Here is an 18,342-nt window from a genome sequence, read left to right as displayed (position 1 = left end):
TCTCACCCTATGTTCCCAACAGAGATGAGTATGAGTATCTGCTATTACTGGTGCCATGGTTACGTACAACGAGTCACTGACTATAGGAGTTCTTTTCGTTCTGTATTCGTGAGTCAACGGACCAATCTATCATCGTTACGACCATATGACAAACATCCATCTGTTTACTGCAGAACACTAAATCGGAGATCACCGAAAGCATACGCACTTCAGATATTTGTATCGGCCATTCGATCATAGATCATCCATCAGGTATTCTTGAACAGATATCTTCATAGAGCGCTTGTTCGCGGTTTGCGAGATTATCGATCGCGCTTGCTGCGCGCTCTAGTCCGCTCTGCAGACCATCTTCGTCTGCCTCGCTCGCGGTCTTTAGAATCTGTCCTGCCTCAGTCCAGTCGGCAGCGATGGACGCCATCCGCTCGGTGACGTCGGTACCGAACGGGTGATCGACGCGCTGAAAGAAATCGCGCTGGAGCCCACGAAATGCGCCACCGCCGGTACCACGTCGCTCCACGTTCTGGTATGCAAACCGTGTTGTCCACGATGGATCGGGAAGCGAGAGCCACGTCGGCATATCAGCGGCGAGTGCCCGCATTCCGGGGAGTCCGTGTCGCCCTGGTCCAAGGCCGTCAGTCGGTGGATCGCGCATGTACGTTGCCACCGAGAGCGTCGCATCGCGAACAGCAGTCTCGAATACAGGCGACGAATCCGCCTCCACAGCCGGGTCGGTGACGATTAGATAACGGTTTTGCATCGGAAACACCGGTTCACAGTTCCACGCATCACGGAGACTATCGAGTGCGAGCGACTGGAGCTCCGGAAACTCACTGTCCGAGAGAATGACGCGCGCTTCGTCGTAGCCGACCGCGAGCACGGCGTGTGGTGCAAAGTGAGTGTCCGTTCCGAAGTAATCGAGATCGTAGATGTCGAGGAACAACATCACGGGTCGGCCGTCTTCGAGGTGATTTGTGACAGCGTTCCACGCAGTCTCCCACTCCTCTCCCTCGTGCTCGATGTATCCGATATCGAGCGTTTCCATGAATGAACGTTCAAGATGGAGTGGACGACCAAAGAATCCCCGATGCGGGCTGATCGGGAGATCGAAATACGTGAATCCGAGACCGCCCGCTAGCCCAAAGCAGGTCGGTTCATCGAATCCCCACCCGTAGAAATTGGCGAGATTTCGGAGCGAGACCGACCCGCAGTGCCGTCCTGGACTGTGTTCGTAGCCGGGAACGTGCATACCGTAGGCAACCGGTGACAATGGAATAACTGTTCGGTTCTGCTAGGCTCTTTACAACGTTCCTCGGAGGTCTCTATCGGGCGGTTGGCGAGCGATGAACGAGCGGATCGGTCGGTTATGGCTCGATCACGAACACGTCCGAAACGTCCCAGCCCCGATAGAACAGTCGACGACCAGCAATCACCGGCTGAGAGCCCACGTTTTCAATAGGCCAATGATGAACACGGTTACCGGTTCCGACGTCGAGAACGTGGATACCAGTGTTCGCCCCCGTGGCGAGCACCCGATCACCAGTGATGACCGGTGCACCAGTGCTGACGCCCGTTTCAAACGTCCACAAGCGGTTGCCAGTCGCCGCGTTGAAGGCCATCGTCCGCTTTTCGTTGCCTGCCGAAACGACAATACGCCCGTTGGCTACTGCCGGTGGCTCATTGATGCCGTGTTCGACGCTCGCCTCCCAACGAACACTCCCGTCGGCTACAGCAAGTGCCGTCAGCACTCCTGTCTTCGAGATCGCATAGACCGTGTCACCAACGACCGATGTGGCGCTGTAGACCTGCCCGGCTGCAGTTGTGCGCCACAGATCATCACCGTCGCGCGTGAAAGCAGCCACTTCACCGCTGCCGTTGCTCCCTGCACCGACGTAGATGTGGTCACCAATAGCAATCCCGAGCGCACTGTGTTCGATTTGTGCGTGCCAGCGTTTCGTTCCCGTCTCGGCGTCGAGGGCGGTGACTCCCACCCCAACGACATAAACAGTGTCACCGACCGCGACGGGAGAGGAAGACACGCCGAAGTGTGTCCCAACGTCTGCTCGCCACAGTTCGGTCCCATCCTCGGGGTCAAACGCGAGCGTTTCGTTGACTGTACTCACATAGACAGTTCCACAAGCGAGCACCGGACTGGTCTCGATGCCATCCTCTGGTTCACTCTCCCACAAACGCGCACCCGTCTCAATGTCACGGGCTTCAATCCGTACACTGCCTGCGATGTAGGCGACTCCATCGTGGACAACCGGTGGTGCATCAGCGCTTCCACCACCCGTGTGCGTACCAGTCTGGGAAAATCGAGAAGCCTCTGCAGCTACCGGCAAATCGTGAGAACGCACGTGGCTCGTGCGGGCGGCATCGTAGCCGTACATGGGCCAATCGTACGTCGTGTGCGTGCATTCGATGGACGGTGGGGGTGAATCGGGCGCTAAGATGTCCGAACAGCCAGCAAGCATGGCAGTACCGCATGCAGCGAGGACCGAGCGGCGCGTCCGTAAAGAAGAGGTATCGGAGGACACCATACCACATAGTGTACGTTTTGATCGAATATATTTTCTGATGTGATTAAAATAGTGATAAGGGACGTCTGTGTATGGTCTGTGTCGATAATGTGCTGATATATCAACTAGGGTGCTTTGATCAATCTGATGAATAGAGTTACTGTGACAGATGACGGTAAAATACGTTCCGCTAGGAGCGCTCAGAGATCACCGTGAATGAGCCGTCTGAGGCGACACCGGAGAGCGAGGGACGTTACGCCGGTGTATCGTACTCGTCTTCGAAATCCCGTTTTGTGCGGTACTCTTCGACGAACTCAGAAACATCGAATTCGAGCATCTGAGCTTCGAAGTCATCCATCGCGTGATCGTTATCAGCGTGGCTGACGGCGTGCTCCATGAGTTCGACAATGAGTTCGACAACGATTTCATGGAGGCGTCGGGCACTGAAGCCCGCCATCCAAACAAGTGAGAAGCCAACCGTCCCGTCGTCGCTTGCGTCCGCGCTCACGACCTGATCGGGATACTCCTCAAGGACCATTCCCATGACGTGCATCGTTCCAAACGGGAGTCCATCGGTCGTATCGACGACGTGGTCCAGAATGGACACGAGATCCTCGGGAACAAACCGACTCAAAGGATGCATATCCATTACGACCGCGTGAGAGTCCCCGCACGAACATTCGAGTTCGCGCAACCCCATATCGAGTTCGTGGTACGCAATCGATTCACCACACGGTAGCGCGAGCTCGGACGTTTGCTCCCCCGGAACGCGCGGTTCTGCCATAGTCTCGCTACGACGACCCGACGGTTAAGTATCGTGTTCTCACTCGTCTTCTTCGTCTTCGTCCTCCTCGTTTGCATTCCGTTCGATTTCGATCTCAACTTCTATTTCGAGTCCGTCGACTTCGAGTTCGGCTTCTGCAGTCCGTATATCGCCGACTTCTATTTCGAGTTCGTTTCCGTTAACTTCGACTTCAACTTCGACATCGATGTTCATGTCTGCGTCCGTGTGATCTGTCACAAGGGTAGCTATGAAGGGAGTCGACAAAATCGTTGTTACAGCGGTGGGTCGTTCCATTCGTTATTCGGGTCCAAGTCATCGGTGCTGTCGTCCGCCTCCGTCGAACCCTCGTTGCGTTTTGCCGCTCGGAGCTGCCGGTAGGCTTGTGCAGCGACTGCGCTGCTAAATACGAACAGTGCTGAAGTAATGACAATTGTGCCTACCGCTTCCGGAACACGCCCGAACAATCCGAAGAGAAGACCACTGATGAAGTTGACAACGAACGTAATGAATGAGAGCAGGATGATAAGACCGAATACCTCGAACCGGTCACCTTTCACGAGCGACCAACTGTCGGTCAGCGCTTCGACGGGCCCGATATCCTCGGCAGCGATCTCCTGTCTGAAAAAGAAAAACGAGAGTCCGAGAAAGAGACCGATGACAGCCGCAATCAGTCCCAGAAATATGGCGAGTGGTAGACTGACAAAAGAGACGATCCATGCCGGAACAAACAGAAGGAAAGTCAACGCATAGATGAAAATCACAGCCCCAATACTCGACACCGTTGCCCATCCAAGCCACCGTTTTGGTTCGTGCAGCCGCTCGGTTGTATCGCTGATAAACGTCCGATCGGAGATTACCAGCACAGCCTGTTCGAAGATCATTATCACAAGAATGAGCGCAACCGCCGCCTCGACTGGAATCGGCACCGCGAGCGGGGGCGTACGTTCCATCGCCTGAGTAACTTCTGGTGGAATCGGTTCCGGTGCGGCTTCCTGCATCCTCTGGATAAGCCGAGGAAGAAGACGAGAGAGTGCTGATTGGCTCGCTACTGTGCTCACTGCTTGTAGTACAAAAAGCAATGCAAACAGAATCGCGCCGTTACGTTCTGTCGACCGATCCAAACCCTTTCTCAACGCATCACCGATATCAAGTGACATTTATTACTCTCGTGATCGGCGATTGTTACGGCCAGTCGTCGCGCTCTGATCTGTTTGTTGTTTGTGGCTTTGGCTCGCCGAGTTCCCACTCAGCAGCTTCGGCGGCGTCCTCGATATCGAGATATTCCCAACCGGTTTCCTCGGCGAGGGCCTCGTCCTCGTCGGTTGTTCCGATGAACACGTGTCGGTTGGTATCGAACTGCTGTTTGACGTTCGTGAGACTCTCTTGTTTGCCGCGGGGCCCAGAGAAAAAATCTTGTCTGATGCGTTTCTTTCGCGTGAAATTCGTCACAACATAGGTTGGTTTCTCCGAAACGACACCGACGTACGAGCTCCACTGTCTGGTATTCGTGAACACCGTATCCGGTTCTGCGAGCTGTTTCAACGCTTCAAGCTCAAACGCGAGCGTCATGTCGCTGTTCCCACTACTTTGCATACCGCTGATTTAGCAGTCTGGCGCAAAATCACTTCGGTCTTCGTACCGGGGAATTCGAGTATCGAGCAGGGTGAAATTATATTGGAACTGATTGGTTCGGCGTGTGCCACACTGCTCGAACCATCCCCCAGTAGTAGCGAGTTTCAGTCTCGTTAGTGTCAGTCGCCTTCGACGCTCGTTACCCGCACGTCTTCGGCTTCGATATCGCGGACGATCGCTTCCTGATCGGCGTTGCTCTCGTAGTAGAACACGACTTTGAAGGTTCCGTCGCGGAGTAGCTGTTGGCATTCCCAGACGAATTCATCGCCCGCGATCGTGAGTCCTTGATGCTGGTTCAGTCCAAACTCGGGATCGTCGTTTCCAGAGAAAACGTACGTCTCGCCCTTGTCGGCGTGGGTTGCGATGATTTCACCGATATCGAGCGTGGTCTGGTGAAGCTGTGCTTCCTGATCGTTTCCGACATCCGTGTGGACAATAACGCCGTTCAGTTCGATATCGCCGGGTTCGAGCAACGCCTTCGTCCGCTCGAAGAGATTCTCATCGAGAACATTCGAATCCATCGTATCCATGCCGATGCTCGGACACAGACCGATATACGTCTCACGGTCGATCTTCTAGACAACTGCTCCGAGCCGCCGCTACTTGGGGCTACTCAAAGAAAATATCTTGAACAAGAGTTGAGCTACAATCGGGTAAGATCGGATGCCCGTGGGCCCTTGTCAGCCTTAACGATTTCAAATTCGACTTCCTGACCTTCTTCTAGATCGGGACCACCGATGTCTTCCATGTGGAAGAATACGTCCTCGTCGGACTCTTCGGTGTCGATGAAACCGTAACCGCCAGTGTCATTGAAGAAATCAACCGTACCTTTCGCCATGATTAGAGCCTCGTCAGATTTTTGGCCCGCGGGCCCTTGTCAGCCTTAACGATTTCAAATTCGACTTCCTGACCTTCTTCTAGATCAGGGCCGCCGACGTCTTCCATGTGGAAGAATACGTCCTCGTCGGACTCGTCAGTATCGATGAAACCGTAACCGCCAGTGTCGTTGAAGAAATCAACCGTACCGGTCGCCATTGCGTATTACTGAAGGAGACGCCACTATTAAAATCCTCTGGGTGACGCGTGCCGGTAGGGCATAAGACTCATAGGGTCGGCAGGATTCCTGCTCGATATGCTACAACGGGTCCGTCGGTGGGCGCTCGACCTCTATGAGCGAAATCTCGAACAAGAATTTTCCGGCGTTCCGACTCACGTAGCAGTTATTCAGGATGGGAACCGTCGCTACGCGGACGCGCGTGACAAGGGAACAGCGGTCGGCTACCGTGACGGTGCGAAAACAACAGAGTCAGTGCTCGAATGGTGCGCCGACCTCGGCATCGAGGAGCTCACACTCTATACCTTCTCGACCGAGAACTTCAACCGACCGCCGGAGCAACGCGAGGAGCTGTTTGATCTCATCGAATCCAAACTCAGAACGTTTGCTGACGAGCCAGAGATCCACGACAAAGAGGTACACATTCACGCGATCGGTCAGACAGAGCGGCTTCCCGAACGCGTCCGCGAGGCGATCAACTACGCCGAATCGAAGACAGCAGAATACGACAACTTGAATCTAAACATCGCGCTCGCGTACGGCGGGCGCGCAGAGTTGCTCGATGCGGCCCGTGATACCGCCCGCGCCGTCGAACGCGGCACGCTCTCACCGGACGAGATCGACGTCGACGAGATCGAACGCCGACTGTACTCACACTCCGGTCGCGCTGTCGATCTCATCATCCGAACCGGTGGTGACGAGCGAACGAGCAACTTCCTGCCGTGGCACGCTAACGGCAACGAAGCTGCCGTGTTTTTCTGTACGCCCTACTGGCCAGAGTTTCGACGCGTTGATCTCCTACGAGCCATTCGAACGTACGAATCACGACAGGAATCGTGGCACCAAACCCGTGTCCAGCGCGCGATCACACTGCTTCGAGTGCTGGGTGCCGACGATGGACTTCGGGCGCGACTCCGGAGACAGTTCGACGACCTCGACACCGATCTCGATATCGATGTCGAGGACGATCCAGCCCTGAGTGACTAACGACAAGACGTGATTAGCGACCTCAAATACTCACGTTCCGTATCGCCGCTGTCGTTCCTGAAAATCACGTACTGCGCGTAGGTAGTCGCGTTTTCTGAAATCACGCCAGTTGATGTCGGTGAAGTAGAGCTCTGAATAGACCGATTGCCAGATCATGAAATCCGATAGGCGTTCTGCACCAGTTTTGATGACGAGGTCTGGAGCAGTTGGAAAGACGAGTTCCTGTTCGATATGCGTCTCATCGATCTCATCGGACGACACGGTGCCCTGTTCGACGCTCCGGGCGACCCGTTGAACAGCGTTTGCGAACTCGGACTTCCCCCCCAGTCCGATGCTGATCTGTATGGATGTATCGACGCGTTCGTCGTCATTTGGAACACGAATAGCAATATCGTGTGGGGCATCAATTTCCGACAGCGTGCTCTGAAGTGTCGGAACAGCAGCAGCGTCGAGAACGCTCACATAGACCATGACTCGCTCTGCGTCGCTCTCAAACGCCCACCGAAAGAACTTCTCGAGTGTTGCGTACGCCCCGGGTTCAAGAAGATCACGTTCAGTGATAACGAGCGCGATGTTTTTCGGGAGGTCGGCATCACTCCATCTCGTGCGAGCAGCGAGATATCGGTCGTAAAGTGCCACATGCACAGTGAACAGTCCGGGTGCCTAAACTTCACGGCCTGACTCGATCGAACCGGATGGTTGAAAATGACAACAAATATTCGTTACTTCATCGCCACATGAATGCGGCACCGAGGGGATTAAGTGACCAACAGCGAAAGCGAGTGGTGTGTCTTCCACAGTCCGGCGGGCAATAGGATTCGCTTTTGTTGGGTCAATCGCCCTCCTCGTGCCGGTATTCGTGGAACTGGACCGGTTCTCGTCACTAGTAGAGTCCGTGCCGATCGCGTCGATTCTCAGCCACTCACACGCCATGACGGTTCTCGTCAGCGTCCCGTTTCTCGCGGTGACGCTGCTTTCGTTGATCACGAGCCACGGTCCGCTCTTCGATCTCTTTGCGTTCCCGGGTGATTACGAGGAGGGTCGGCTCTACGGGCTGGCAAGCTTCTGTCTCGCTGCTGCTGGTCTCACGGTGGTTACCCTCCAGTTCGGGATGCCGATCGCGGTGTTCATCGCAAGCGTTCTGCTGCTCGTCTACGGTAATCTCGCCGAGAAGCTCACTACCGAGTGGACAGACGACTCGTTCATGCTGGTGACGGTTTTCGTTACGGCCGCGTTTATCGCTGGCTTGCTAGCACAAGGGCTGACGACAGTCGTCACGGGAGAGTCGTTTGACGTCCCGCTTGCCGTCTTTCTCGCGTCGAGCGGTGCCTTGATGGCCGCGCTCCTTCGTTCGGTGTTGTTCGATCGTGACGATCCGCTCGTGATGCTTACAGTTGCGTTTGCACTGTGGTTGTTTGCAGACCTTCTGCCTTCTCTCGATCCGATGACGGTGATTAGTGCGCTCATCATCACCATCGTGTTCGGGTATCTCTCGTACGCGCTCGAAACCGCATCCGTCACCGGAATGCTCTCGGGGGTTCTCCTTTCGCTGTTGACGATCGTACTCGGTAGCTATGGGTGGTTCGCGGTTCTGATCTCATTTTTCATGGTTGGGGGTCTGGCAACCAAGTTCCGCTACGACACGAAACGCAGTCGTGGGCTTGCAGAAGACAACGAGGGCGCACGAGGGAGCGGAAACGTCCTCGCAAACTCGGCTGTTGCGCTCGTCGCGGTTATCGGTAGCGCAGCGAGCGATCCCCTCGGAGTGCCGGAGACGCTGTTTCTGTTCGCATTCACCGGAGCAATCGCCGCCGCTATGAGCGATACGCTTTCGAGTGAGATCGGTGGACTCTACGATAATCCACGACTCATCACTACGCTGGAACCCGTTCCACCGGGCACCGACGGCGGTGTCACGTGGCAAGGAGAACTCGCTGGTGTTGTCGGGGCCGGAATCGTTGCTGGGATCGCTGTCGCATTCTTCGACCTCTCGGCCCTCGGAGTGAGCGTTATTGTCGTTGCTGGTATTGCAGGCATGACCACCGACAGCCTTCTCGGTGCGACCATGGAAGGAGTAGTGCTCGACAATATGGCTGTCAACTTCCTCGCGACGCTCGTTGCCTCGATCGTCGCCATCGCGCTGTCGCTCGCAACCAGCGTCGTGGTACTGTGATCCGCGAGGCTGTGTCCACGGATATGCCGATACTCAAGTCGATTCAGCGGGCATCACTCACTTCGCCATGGCCAGCGCTGCTCGACAGCGCAGTCCACGGGGGAGCCACCTGTCTCGTGGCAACGACAACGACGGACACACCGATCGGTTACGCGCTCTCGGTGACGGGACAGCCCGAAACAGACGCCGTTGATCAAGCCACAGGTAGAGAGACAGATACAGAAGGCGCTCAGTGTTATCTTGCCGAACTCGCCGTTGACCCACACCATCGTCGTGAAGGATACGGCTCATCTCTCCTCAAATCAGTCATTGAACGCACAGACGCCGACGAACTCCTACTAACCGCACGGGCTGACGATACAACCGCACGAGGATTCTACGAAACACACGGCTTCCAAGTGATCGACAGACTACCCGAGCATTACGAACACGGTCACGGTCAGGAAACGGAACGACGAGACGGGCTGTTGCTCTCGAAACCGCTCGGCTCCGGGCCCACGTTCCAGTCGTGAACCAGTGTTCGGTTCGTTCTGCTGCATTCATATATCATTACAAACTTCCATCATTATTCGACTACGAATCTATTTCCACGCATATCATCGCCATACTACGATACAATTATCATTTCAGCAATTGAAATCATAACTCCGACAATTTAAACATGTCCACACCCAATCGTCGTCATGCAGATCGCGTCGCATAACTCACAGCACGACGCTGCTGAGGACTTGCCGCTCGTTTCCGATGCCGCGACAATCACCGGTATCGAGCCGATGGATCGAGTACGGCATGAAGAGGTCATCGACGCTGTGGAACTTCTTCTCGAAGTATACAACGAGAAAGAATACCTCGATGATGTGGATGGTGCGAACAATCTTGACTGGGCTAGTCTTCGAGACGTGTTGATACCCGACACGGACGACGCAGAGGGTGAAAATCGGGGGGTGCTAGCGACGAAGCTCGATACACTACAGGATCGCTACGAACGTGATCATCCGATGCTGGTGTCGCTTCGGTTTCAGACAGACGATTCGTTACAATTTGTCCCCGGTCAGTACGTCACACTCCGCTACGACGGAACGTCTCGGCCGTATTCCATTGCAAGCTCACCCAACAGCGATGAAACGGAGCTCTGTGTGCAGCGTGTCCCCGATGGGACGTTGACGCCGACACTCTGTGAGACGCTCGATGAAGGGGACACTATTTCGATTCGGGGTCCGAGCGGGGATTTCGTCCTTGCAGACCCATCCGAGCGGGACCTCGTCTTCAGCGCGACCGGAACCGGTATCGCACCGTTCAAATCAATGATTGACTACACGTTCGAGGAAGAACATCATCTATTCGAGGATAAGCCACGTGATATCTGGCTCTTCCTCGGAGGAGCGTGGGAAGACGACCTCCCATACCGCGATGCATTCCGCGACCTTGAGGAAAAATACGAGCAGTTCCATTTCGTCCCGACCCTGACACGGGAAACGTACCTCTCACTCTGGAAAGGCGAGAATGCGTACGTACAGCAGACAATGATGAAATACTTCGATCCTGAAACGGTCGATTCGTCTGCTCTGGATGAAGACCTTCGAATGTATCTCGACGAAGAGCCTCGTCTCGATATCGACGCCCAGCTCGATCCGAACTCCATGGAAGTCTATGCGTGTGGTATCAACACTATGATACACGACCTTACCGAGGCACTCAAAGCAGTTGGCGTTCCCGAGGCTAACATCAGCGCAGAAGGATACGGACAAACCGAATCAGAAACCAACGAAGGATAACGAAAACGGAGACCAACACCGAGGTTGGCTGTTCGAATGTGACGTTTCGGTCGGATCAGACTTCTGAATTATGCTTCCGACGGAATGAGCTGTTCTGCGGTTCGGATGCGGACAGTTGCTGGCTGCTTCACAAAATCGCCCATACTTTTTGCGATAATCTGATCCACCCCACGCTGGGCAGCGATATCGAGAACGCGCTGGCTCAGTTCATCGTCAAGGACGACCGACGTGGGAACGGTATCAATTGCTTTGATCCGATCGAACGCCTCTACAGCGGGAGCATCATCAAGCGTAACAAACATCTCATCGAGCAGGCGGACCGCTCCAGTGTCGTCAATGATGACCTGCCGGACGTGACCATGAAGCGTCTCTGGCGCTACCGCAGGAGATGTATCAGAGGCAGAGGTAGAACTGGAGTTGGAGTCGGAGTTGGACTCTGTTTTTCTATCGATCTCAGTGTCTGTTATCTCGCTTGTTTCCAGTCCGGTATCCGCCTCGTCGGTTCCTTCGTCGTCTGTGTCGGGTTCTGGTCCGAGTGTTTCTGTTCGTTTTTCGTCTGGTTCTGTGTTCGCTGTTTCGTCGGATTCGTGATCGAGTTGTGGTGGTGCAGCTGCTGGTGGTGCAGGGCGAGTACTTCCGTCAGTTGCCGCCATTGCTTCGCGCGGTGTATTTGCCTCGGCAACCAGTTCGTACGGGATTTTCTCCCTGAGTGCTTTCATAACGCCACCGCGGGAGAGATCTTCGACGTTCTGGTCGGTCGGAGTGATGGCGACGTAATCGACATCCGCTACCTGCGCGAGTTCTTTGAGGATGAGATCACCACCACGGTCGCCGTCGAAGAACGCGGTGACTGTGCGTCCGTCTGTGAGTTCAATGATCGGTTCGGGGATGTTTGTGCCTTCGACGCCAATGGCGTTCTTCACGCCGTACTGGAGGAGTGTGAGCACGTCCGCACGTCCCTCAACGACGATGATAGCGTCCGAATCCGCGACGCGAGGACCCGCTGGCAGGCCCTGATACTCGGTGATGTCATCGACGCGGATCGAGCGACGAACCTCCTCGACGAGTTCTTCGCTCGTGAGTATCCCTCCGTCAAACGCTTCTCCAAGTAGCGTTTTCGCTCGGTCGACGATTGTCCGGCGTTTTGCGGCTCGGACGTCCTCAATACGGTCTATTTCGACTCTCGACCGGCACGGTCCAACGCGCTCGATTGTTTCGAGTGAAGCAGCAAGAATCGCGGTTTCGACCTGATCTAAGCCGCTTGCAATGGTGACCGTTCCGAACGACTGACCGTGCTCTGAATTGATGTCGACATCGATACGACCGACCTTCGATGAGTCCTGCAGGTCGCGGAGGTCGAGTTCGTCCCCGAGTAAGCCTTCTGTCTGACCGAAGATGGCCCCGACGACGTCACTACGCTCGACCACCCCCTCTGCAGTGATATTGGCGTGTATGAGATATTTCGCAGTATCGTACATGATTGTGTGAGTGCCCGGTTGGGCGTGATCGTGATGCTGTCCATGCGCGTCGCATGAGACACTCTAAAATGGCGGCTATCGACATATAAACCATGCGGGATACACTTTTTCGAGAGGGGTCTCGAAGCGCAAATCCGCGAAATTCGACCGAAATCCTCGTCATTTATGTATCACGAATCAGCCCGTTGACTATCGTTTAATCGAGCGCCGATCTGTCTGCTAGTAGCTTCGCTCGAGGCACTGCAATAGTATCCATATTCATACACATCGGTCATATTACTGATATCTGTCGAAGAATATTGGTCTGTGCTCAGGGGACGCACCGTCGAAGGATCACGGTCAGTCGGCGAGCAGTTGAAATCCAACTGGCGACCCACGCGATCGGAGTCACAAGAAAGATAGCTACTCGTAGACCGTTTCGATGACCTCCATCGATGTGAGCCACTTAGTGTCACTGTTCGGTTGGTGGTGAGTTGTCTAATCCAATCTGATTCACTGCTAAGAATCCGGTCGATATGAGGACGTATCCGACCGGCATGAAGGACATGACGCCGCGAGCCCACACACACACGTTCAACTCCCCAGTTCCCTGCTAATGGTGACAGAGATACGGAACGGATAGATGACCCGCGACGAGTGGATCAACAGCGATGATGGATGGGTATGCTTACTCCTCTGCCGTAGACGCTGCCGACCCACATCACGTTCGATGGGTCGGTATAGCAAAACCGTATGGAAGAGTTCAATCGGTGTTTGAACAACACCGGATGGTCTTAAGACATGGCCCGACGCTCGGTTAACAAACAACGGTAGTATCATCGAGAGCTGAACGGAACGGTTCGAGCGAAAACCCACTGTGTATCCCAGATCTCACACGAGAGGAAGCGAAAGTGATTGTGTTCGTTTGGCTACGTGCACTCGTCTGCTACCAACCCGAACGTCACCCAAATATCGTATAATAGCCATTCGGATGCGTTCGACTATGGATGATCACTTCTCGAGAGGAGTGGCATGTGCAGTCGTAGTTTTCCCAGCAATAGCACTACCGTCGACGGTGAGAAAGGTGACGGTGGGACCGGTCGTTGCCGTCATAACCGGTGGCATCCCGGCACGTTACTCACTCGTATCGTTGAACGGCGTGTCCGATTCGTCTTCGAGACTGAACTCGTGTTGTTGGAGTGCTCGTTTGAGCGCGAGCGAATCGATACTCGTCCGTTCGCAGCTCTCGGTGTCGTGAACGCACAGCATGGGAAATTCGTGAATGATCTCCGATTCGTGCGGTGCTTTGACGTAGATACTGTCATCACCGTGGTCGAAATGAACGACGATGCGTTCCTCACGGAGCAGTTGTATGACGTTTCGATCGGCAATCACTGTTTGCGGAAGCATGACGCGCCGCGTCGATCGTTTCATGTGTTTACTCATCATCGGACACCTCTCTAACAAATTGTTTAAGCGCCGTTGCATCCAGCACCGTGACCCATGTACAGCTGAAGCACCGGACTGGCTGAGATCGGAACTCAGATGGATCACCCTTGAGTGGATTTGTTCGCCCACACTGTGGACAGACAAATCCGAAACAGAACGCACTGTCAGGCGGGTTCTCTAACCCATGCTCAGTTGTGAACTCGGTGCAACACTTCTCTTCGTCGAACACACGCTGTACGCTCGCTGCGTGCTTGTTACTTACATCACTCATTACTACCACCCCAATCTCCCGAGCCACGGAGACTCGGTGCAGCGCACTGGTCGTCAAACTGCTCGCTCTGAGTTGTTACCAACATCATTCTACCTGACCTCTATGCGGAATTATCCAACACGCTATTAGTTCGGTATTGCTATTTTCGAACCGTAGAGAGCGTCTCTCTGACGGTTGAGAATCGATCGCCCACGTTCGTACGTCGGTATGCCTACACCCGGGACAGCGTCCCGGTTTCTCAGCGACGTTGCGTAGGGCCACCGCACCTTTGTTCATTTCTATCCAGCCCACAATCAATGATTGATTACCATTGTTATTGTGGTTATAACGGCCGATAGAGAGGACAGTTCGATCGTATAGGAAAATGGAGTACATTTCGGATCGAGATGATTAACAAGCTGCTGACCGTCGCCAGTGTATGGACTTCCGGGGTGTTGTTGTCGATCTCGACGGAACTGTTTATCAAGGAAATACGCTGATACCGGGCGTTTCGGATGCCATCGAACGTCTCCGTGAACAGGGTCTTTCGGTTCTCTTTCTGACGAACAATCCCACACAGACGCGCGAAACGTACGCTGAGCGTCTTACCACGATGGGAGTTCGCGTCGGTCCCGAGGAACTTCTTTCGGCAGGAACCGTGACAGCGCGCTATCTGGCCACCAATCACGCAACAGACCAGGTGTTCGTCATCGGCAGTTCTGGACTGTGCGAACAACTGAAAGACAACAACGTTAAGCTGACCGACGAGCCCGACGCAGCTGACGTGGTCGTTACTTCCTACGACTACAGTTTCGGGTATGAGGATTTGGCAAACGGGTTGTGGGCACTCGATGGAGCAGCGTCATTCGTCGCCACCGATCCAGATATCGTCTATCCGAACGACGATGGTCGTCCAATGCCCGGATCGGGAGCCATCACCAACGCTGTCGCCGGGGTCGCAGGACGTGAACCAGACGTTGTCCTCGGTAAACCCGCTCCTGAAACGATCGAGGTGGTCCTCGAAACGCTCGAATATCAGCCCGAAGACTACCTCGTAGTGGGTGATAAGATCGATACTGACATCGCTTTCGGTGAGCGAGCGGGGATGACGACAGCACTCGTCCGTTCTGGGCTGGCCAACGGAACAGGTCCAGAAACTGCCAGCCCCCCACCGGATCACGTGATCGATACACTGGCCGATATTACCTCTATTCTATGATCATCGAGGAAAATTTTTTATAGTATTGCATCTAACACAGGTGTATGATATGGAATGACACTCCATACGTCTATGATCGATTCGACGATTCTGAGATCAGTGACGAACCAGTGCAAATTTCCGAATCTGACGAAGAGGTCCGTGAGACAGTCATCACAGACGGTGTAGCGATGAGCTACCGGTCGTATCAACGACGCAAACCCGGAAAGTAAGCGTTCATTACTCGTTCATTCTGATAACAGATACGCCATGAGAGACTGGAATACCGGTCGACAGTGTGGGTCGTTCAACGATCGGGCGTGTAGCCATCAATCTTCTCAGCAGCCGATCGGAGACTGAACCATCCGGTCATACCCACCAGCACGGTTGTGACAGTAAGTCCAGCCAGCGAGAGCAGCTGTGCAGAGACGCCGAGCAGTTCGCTAAGCCAGTCGGACGCCAGTGGCACCCCTCCAAGGAGGCCCGGTAACGAGACCACCACCAAGACTAGCGAATAGACCACAAACGCCGAGAATCCCGGGAGAATCGCCTTTCGACTCCGAGAAATACGCGTATACTCGAACTTTGGGAATGTGGTACCGACACCGACGCCAATCATACATGCGCCAACACAGAGAACACCAGCGAGTGTTCCGGTCACCAACGTGGTCGAAACGTCCAATGGGCTGGCGAGACCGAGACCCACAGCGAGCAGCACGGTCAACAAACCCCCGACGACGGTGCCAGCGAACACCAGCCCACCGAGTAGCCGTCGGCCCGATACTCCCGACGTAAGCGTGATCGGCAATACGCTTCCTTCATCACCCAGCGGGTTGAGTGTGAACGCTGTCCCCGTCGCCCACGCACCGATGATCGCAATCAAGACCGGTAATACAGCGACGACGTCTCCAGTTTCGACACTCTCCTGAACCGGTGCAATCAGAAAAAATACTGGGATGACGGCGTATTGGAGTTTCAGTGGTGATCGGTACGTCCGTCGCCAGCTCTTCAGAGCGATCTGTAGGGTCGGTTGGGAGACGTACCCACCGAATATCTGGCCTGCAATCCCCGTTGACATGATGTTGGTTCGGGGAGTACCGTCTGTACTGCTTGCTCTGTCAGCCGAGCGGTTGTCAGCGTTCTCGCTCGCAGGCCGTACTGATTCGGTGTACCAGAGCACACCGCTGAGTCGAACAGCAAGCCACATCGACAAACCAATCCCGGCAAGCAAGACCACGGCGGCCGCGGCTGGTCGGACGATTCCAATTGAAGGGTCTGGCGCTGCAACGAGCGCGAGGTCGGCGAGCCAGCCGAGTGGCGTCTTTTCGAGCACAGAGAGAACCGGTTCGAAGATGGTAGCAAAGCTACCAGAAGCCAAGAGACCAAAGTACGCAATAAAGGCAAGCACGCCGATAATAGTCTTAAAGCGTGCGACGAAGGCGACCCGAGCACCAACAGTTCGGACAGCCTGTCCGACTGCGAATCCGAGGGTCGTCGAAAGTGCCACCACCGCAAACAGTACGATGGCAATGATCGGAGCACTCACGAATGAGCTAGCACCGATCGCAAACGCGATCGCCATCCCAACGATTGGGATCGCAGCCAGACCCACAAAGGAGACGTAATTCAACAGCAAGAGTCCAAAAACAGCCTCGTAGTGCGGAATCGCCGTCAACACTGCTTCGGGTTCTTCGAGCTTACCGTACTCCTGAATCGTGGCGATGATGACCAACAGCGTCACAAACGCCGCTAGTCCCGCGACAACCATACGGGCGATCGAAAGATGATCGACGAACGAATCGGTGCCTGCCGCCACCCCGAACGCGTACGCTCCACCAACCGCGACAGCCATCACCGGCAGCATGAACAGTCCGGTGATTGCGAGCCCAACGAGCTGACGGGGAGTGTCTGATATCCGGCGCCAACTCCGGCGAAGCTCGACTTGAGTGATCAGCCACGCGTGTTCGATCGACGATCGAACGCCACTCGCCCCAGTCGCTGGTGGACTCATCGACTTGCACCAGCAGCCGCAAATTCAGCTTCCGTCGTGAGGTTCAGGAAGACATCCTCCAAACTGCTCTCGGAACCGGTCTCGATGCGGTCTGTGAGTGAGTCTGGCGTTCCCTCGGCGACCAGCGAACCGTCGTGGAGTACGCCGACCCTGTCGGCAATCTCCTCGACGACAGGAAGGATGTGTGTCGAGAGAAACACCGTCGAGTCTTCGTCTGCGAGACCAGCGATCGTTTCGCGGACGGTTCGGGCCGCTCGTGGATCGAGGCCACTGGTTGGTTCGTCGAGAAAGAGCACCGTCGGCTCGTGCATCAGTGCCTGAATGATACCGGTTTTCTGTTTCATTCCCTTCGAATACGTCGAAATCCGATTGTCGGCATCGGCAGCGAGATCGAATCGATCAAGAAGTGCTTCGACGCGTTCGGTCGTCGCTTCTTCGGGCAGATCACGCAACCCGGCCATGTAGGAGAGCTGTTCGCGGGCAGTGAGTTCTTCGTACAGTGGTGGCTCCTCGGGGAGATAGCCAATGTGCGGTGACACTGCCTGACGGTCTTCAACCGAATGACCTGCGATTTTTGCCTCGCCGCTCGTGGGTTTCGTGAGCGTCGTCAGCATCCGAATCGTGCTCGTTTTCCCCGCCCCGTTGGGACCAAGAAAACCATACACGGTCCCCCGAGGAATCGACAAGTGGAGGTCCTGAACGGCGACCGTGTCGCTGTAGTGTTTCGCTAGCCTCGTGGCTTCGATCGCGGGAGTACCAGACATTTGCGAAAAATTCACCGATTGGGAGTATATACTTTGTGTGAGCTCCGTTTCCCGAAAGCAGGAACAGTCTCGTCCCGTGGCCCGTTTCACCACATAAACGCGTCGTGGAGCTGTAAAAAGTCGTGACTAGCAGACGATTCCATTCGAGACAAACGGCTGTTTCTCAGTGTGACGTGGTAGCTGTCGGTACTGGTTGGTGGTAGTAGACACCAGCCTGTCTCGAATACGGTGCATACGCTGGTATAGGGCACTGCTTCCGTTTCGAGGAGAGAGTTTTCTTCACCCTACAGGC

21 protein-coding genes are annotated in these 18,342 nt (G+C 54.9%); 6 read left to right on the top strand and 15 right to left on the bottom strand.

The window, feature by feature from the left end; all coding sequences use genetic code 11:
- Window positions 1-241: 241 nt before the first annotated feature.
- The 9 genes from MW898_RS02330 to MW898_RS02290 all read right to left on the bottom strand — a co-directional run bounded on the left by MW898_RS02330 (window position 242) and on the right by MW898_RS02290 (window position 5,967).
- Window positions 242-1,246: a BtrH N-terminal domain-containing protein gene (locus MW898_RS02330; protein ID WP_248904205.1), complete on the bottom strand. Its 1,005-nt coding sequence runs from the start codon at window positions 1,244-1,246 to the stop codon at window positions 242-244.
- Between the two features lie 115 nt (window positions 1,247-1,361).
- Entirely contained in the window at window positions 1,362-2,537 is a 1,176-nt protein-coding gene (locus tag MW898_RS02325) for an outer membrane protein assembly factor BamB family protein (protein ID WP_248904203.1), read from the bottom strand.
- Between the two features lie 232 nt (window positions 2,538-2,769).
- A complete protein-coding gene (locus MW898_RS02320; RefSeq protein ID WP_248904201.1) occupies window positions 2,770-3,300 on the bottom strand; it encodes a DUF5815 family protein in 531 nt (176 codons plus the stop codon).
- A gap of 39 nt (window positions 3,301-3,339) precedes the next feature.
- Window positions 3,340-3,537: a hypothetical protein gene (locus MW898_RS02315; protein WP_248904199.1), complete on the bottom strand. Its 198-nt coding sequence runs from the start codon at window positions 3,535-3,537 to the stop codon at window positions 3,340-3,342.
- 35 nt (window positions 3,538-3,572) lie between these two features.
- On the bottom strand, window positions 3,573-4,457 hold the full coding sequence (locus MW898_RS02310; RefSeq protein WP_248904197.1) for a DUF7847 domain-containing protein: 885 nt from the start codon (window positions 4,455-4,457) through the stop codon (window positions 3,573-3,575).
- A 25-nt stretch (window positions 4,458-4,482) separates the two neighbouring features.
- Window positions 4,483-4,893 carry a DUF7124 domain-containing protein gene (locus MW898_RS02305; protein ID WP_248904196.1) on the bottom strand — a complete coding sequence of 137 codons (411 nt, stop codon included), beginning with the start codon at window positions 4,891-4,893 and terminating at the stop codon, window positions 4,483-4,485.
- 158 nt (window positions 4,894-5,051) lie between these two features.
- Window positions 5,052-5,453 carry a DUF5778 family protein gene (locus MW898_RS02300; RefSeq protein WP_248904195.1) on the bottom strand — a complete coding sequence of 134 codons (402 nt, stop codon included), beginning with the start codon at window positions 5,451-5,453 and terminating at the stop codon, window positions 5,052-5,054.
- A 122-nt stretch (window positions 5,454-5,575) separates the two neighbouring features.
- The gene (locus tag MW898_RS02295) at window positions 5,576-5,770 is read right to left on the bottom strand and encodes a cold-shock protein (protein ID WP_248904194.1); all 195 of its coding nucleotides are present in this window, start codon (window positions 5,768-5,770) and stop codon (window positions 5,576-5,578) included.
- Window positions 5,771-5,772: 2 nt separating this feature from the next.
- A complete protein-coding gene (locus MW898_RS02290; RefSeq protein ID WP_248904193.1) occupies window positions 5,773-5,967 on the bottom strand; it encodes a cold-shock protein in 195 nt (64 codons plus the stop codon).
- A gap of 97 nt (window positions 5,968-6,064) precedes the next feature.
- Between MW898_RS02290 and uppS the strand changes: the two genes are divergently transcribed.
- Window positions 6,065-6,973: a polyprenyl diphosphate synthase gene (gene uppS, locus MW898_RS02285; RefSeq protein WP_309242224.1), complete on the top strand. Its 909-nt coding sequence runs from the start codon at window positions 6,065-6,067 to the stop codon at window positions 6,971-6,973.
- Between the two features lie 30 nt (window positions 6,974-7,003).
- Here uppS and MW898_RS02280 read toward each other — a convergent pair whose 3' ends face one another.
- On the bottom strand, window positions 7,004-7,612 hold the full coding sequence (locus tag MW898_RS02280; RefSeq protein WP_248904192.1) for an undecaprenyl diphosphate synthase family protein: 609 nt from the start codon (window positions 7,610-7,612) through the stop codon (window positions 7,004-7,006).
- 148 nt (window positions 7,613-7,760) lie between these two features.
- Between MW898_RS02280 and MW898_RS02275 the strand changes: the two genes are divergently transcribed.
- The 3 genes from MW898_RS02275 (at window position 7,761) to MW898_RS02265 (ending at window position 10,921) form a co-directional block, all read left to right on the top strand.
- Window positions 7,761-9,146, top strand: coding sequence for a DUF92 domain-containing protein (locus tag MW898_RS02275; RefSeq protein ID WP_248904191.1), 1,386 nt, complete (start codon window positions 7,761-7,763; stop codon window positions 9,144-9,146).
- Window positions 9,147-9,169: 23 nt separating this feature from the next.
- Complete coding sequence (locus tag MW898_RS02270; RefSeq protein WP_248904189.1) at window positions 9,170-9,658, top strand: GNAT family N-acetyltransferase; 489 nt, start codon at window positions 9,170-9,172, stop codon at window positions 9,656-9,658.
- Between the two features lie 171 nt (window positions 9,659-9,829).
- Entirely contained in the window at window positions 9,830-10,921 is a 1,092-nt protein-coding gene (locus MW898_RS02265) for a ferredoxin--NADP reductase (protein WP_248904187.1), read from the top strand.
- A gap of 68 nt (window positions 10,922-10,989) precedes the next feature.
- Here MW898_RS02265 and dnaG read toward each other — a convergent pair whose 3' ends face one another.
- The 3 genes from dnaG to MW898_RS02250 form a co-directional block, all read right to left on the bottom strand.
- The gene (gene dnaG / locus MW898_RS02260) at window positions 10,990-12,399 is read right to left on the bottom strand and encodes a DNA primase DnaG (RefSeq protein WP_248904185.1); all 1,410 of its coding nucleotides are present in this window, start codon (window positions 12,397-12,399) and stop codon (window positions 10,990-10,992) included.
- A 1,113-nt stretch (window positions 12,400-13,512) separates the two neighbouring features.
- Window positions 13,513-13,824, bottom strand: a complete 312-nt coding sequence (locus tag MW898_RS02255; RefSeq protein WP_248904183.1) for a hypothetical protein — start codon at window positions 13,822-13,824, stop codon at window positions 13,513-13,515.
- Window positions 13,817-14,098, bottom strand: coding sequence for a hypothetical protein (locus tag MW898_RS02250; RefSeq protein ID WP_248904181.1), 282 nt, complete (start codon window positions 14,096-14,098; stop codon window positions 13,817-13,819). Before MW898_RS02250 ends, MW898_RS02255 begins: the two co-directional genes overlap by 8 nt.
- A gap of 418 nt (window positions 14,099-14,516) precedes the next feature.
- Here MW898_RS02250 and MW898_RS02245 point away from each other — a divergent pair, with 418 nt between their 5' ends.
- Window positions 14,517-15,296 (top strand): HAD-IIA family hydrolase, encoded by a 780-nt coding sequence (locus tag MW898_RS02245; RefSeq protein WP_248904179.1) that lies wholly within the window; start codon window positions 14,517-14,519, stop codon window positions 15,294-15,296.
- Between the two features lie 44 nt (window positions 15,297-15,340).
- Complete coding sequence (locus tag MW898_RS02240) at window positions 15,341-15,508, top strand: hypothetical protein (RefSeq protein ID WP_248904178.1); 168 nt, start codon at window positions 15,341-15,343, stop codon at window positions 15,506-15,508.
- Window positions 15,509-15,582: 74 nt separating this feature from the next.
- On the opposite strand, the gene MW898_RS02235 is transcribed toward MW898_RS02240, so the two are convergent.
- Entirely contained in the window at window positions 15,583-17,286 is a 1,704-nt protein-coding gene (locus MW898_RS02235; protein WP_248904176.1) for a hypothetical protein, read from the bottom strand.
- Window positions 17,283-18,050, bottom strand: a complete 768-nt coding sequence (locus MW898_RS02230) for an ABC transporter ATP-binding protein (protein ID WP_248904174.1) — start codon at window positions 18,048-18,050, stop codon at window positions 17,283-17,285. Before MW898_RS02230 ends, MW898_RS02235 begins: the two co-directional genes overlap by 4 nt.
- Window positions 18,051-18,342 lie beyond the last annotated feature (292 nt).

The organism is Halocatena marina (genome assembly GCF_023276375.1).
Taxonomy (GTDB): domain Archaea; phylum Halobacteriota; class Halobacteria; order Halobacteriales; family Haloarculaceae; genus Halocatena; species Halocatena marina.
The sequence above is the reverse complement of the archived record's forward strand: the minus strand, read 5'-3'. Positions and strand labels throughout refer to the sequence as shown.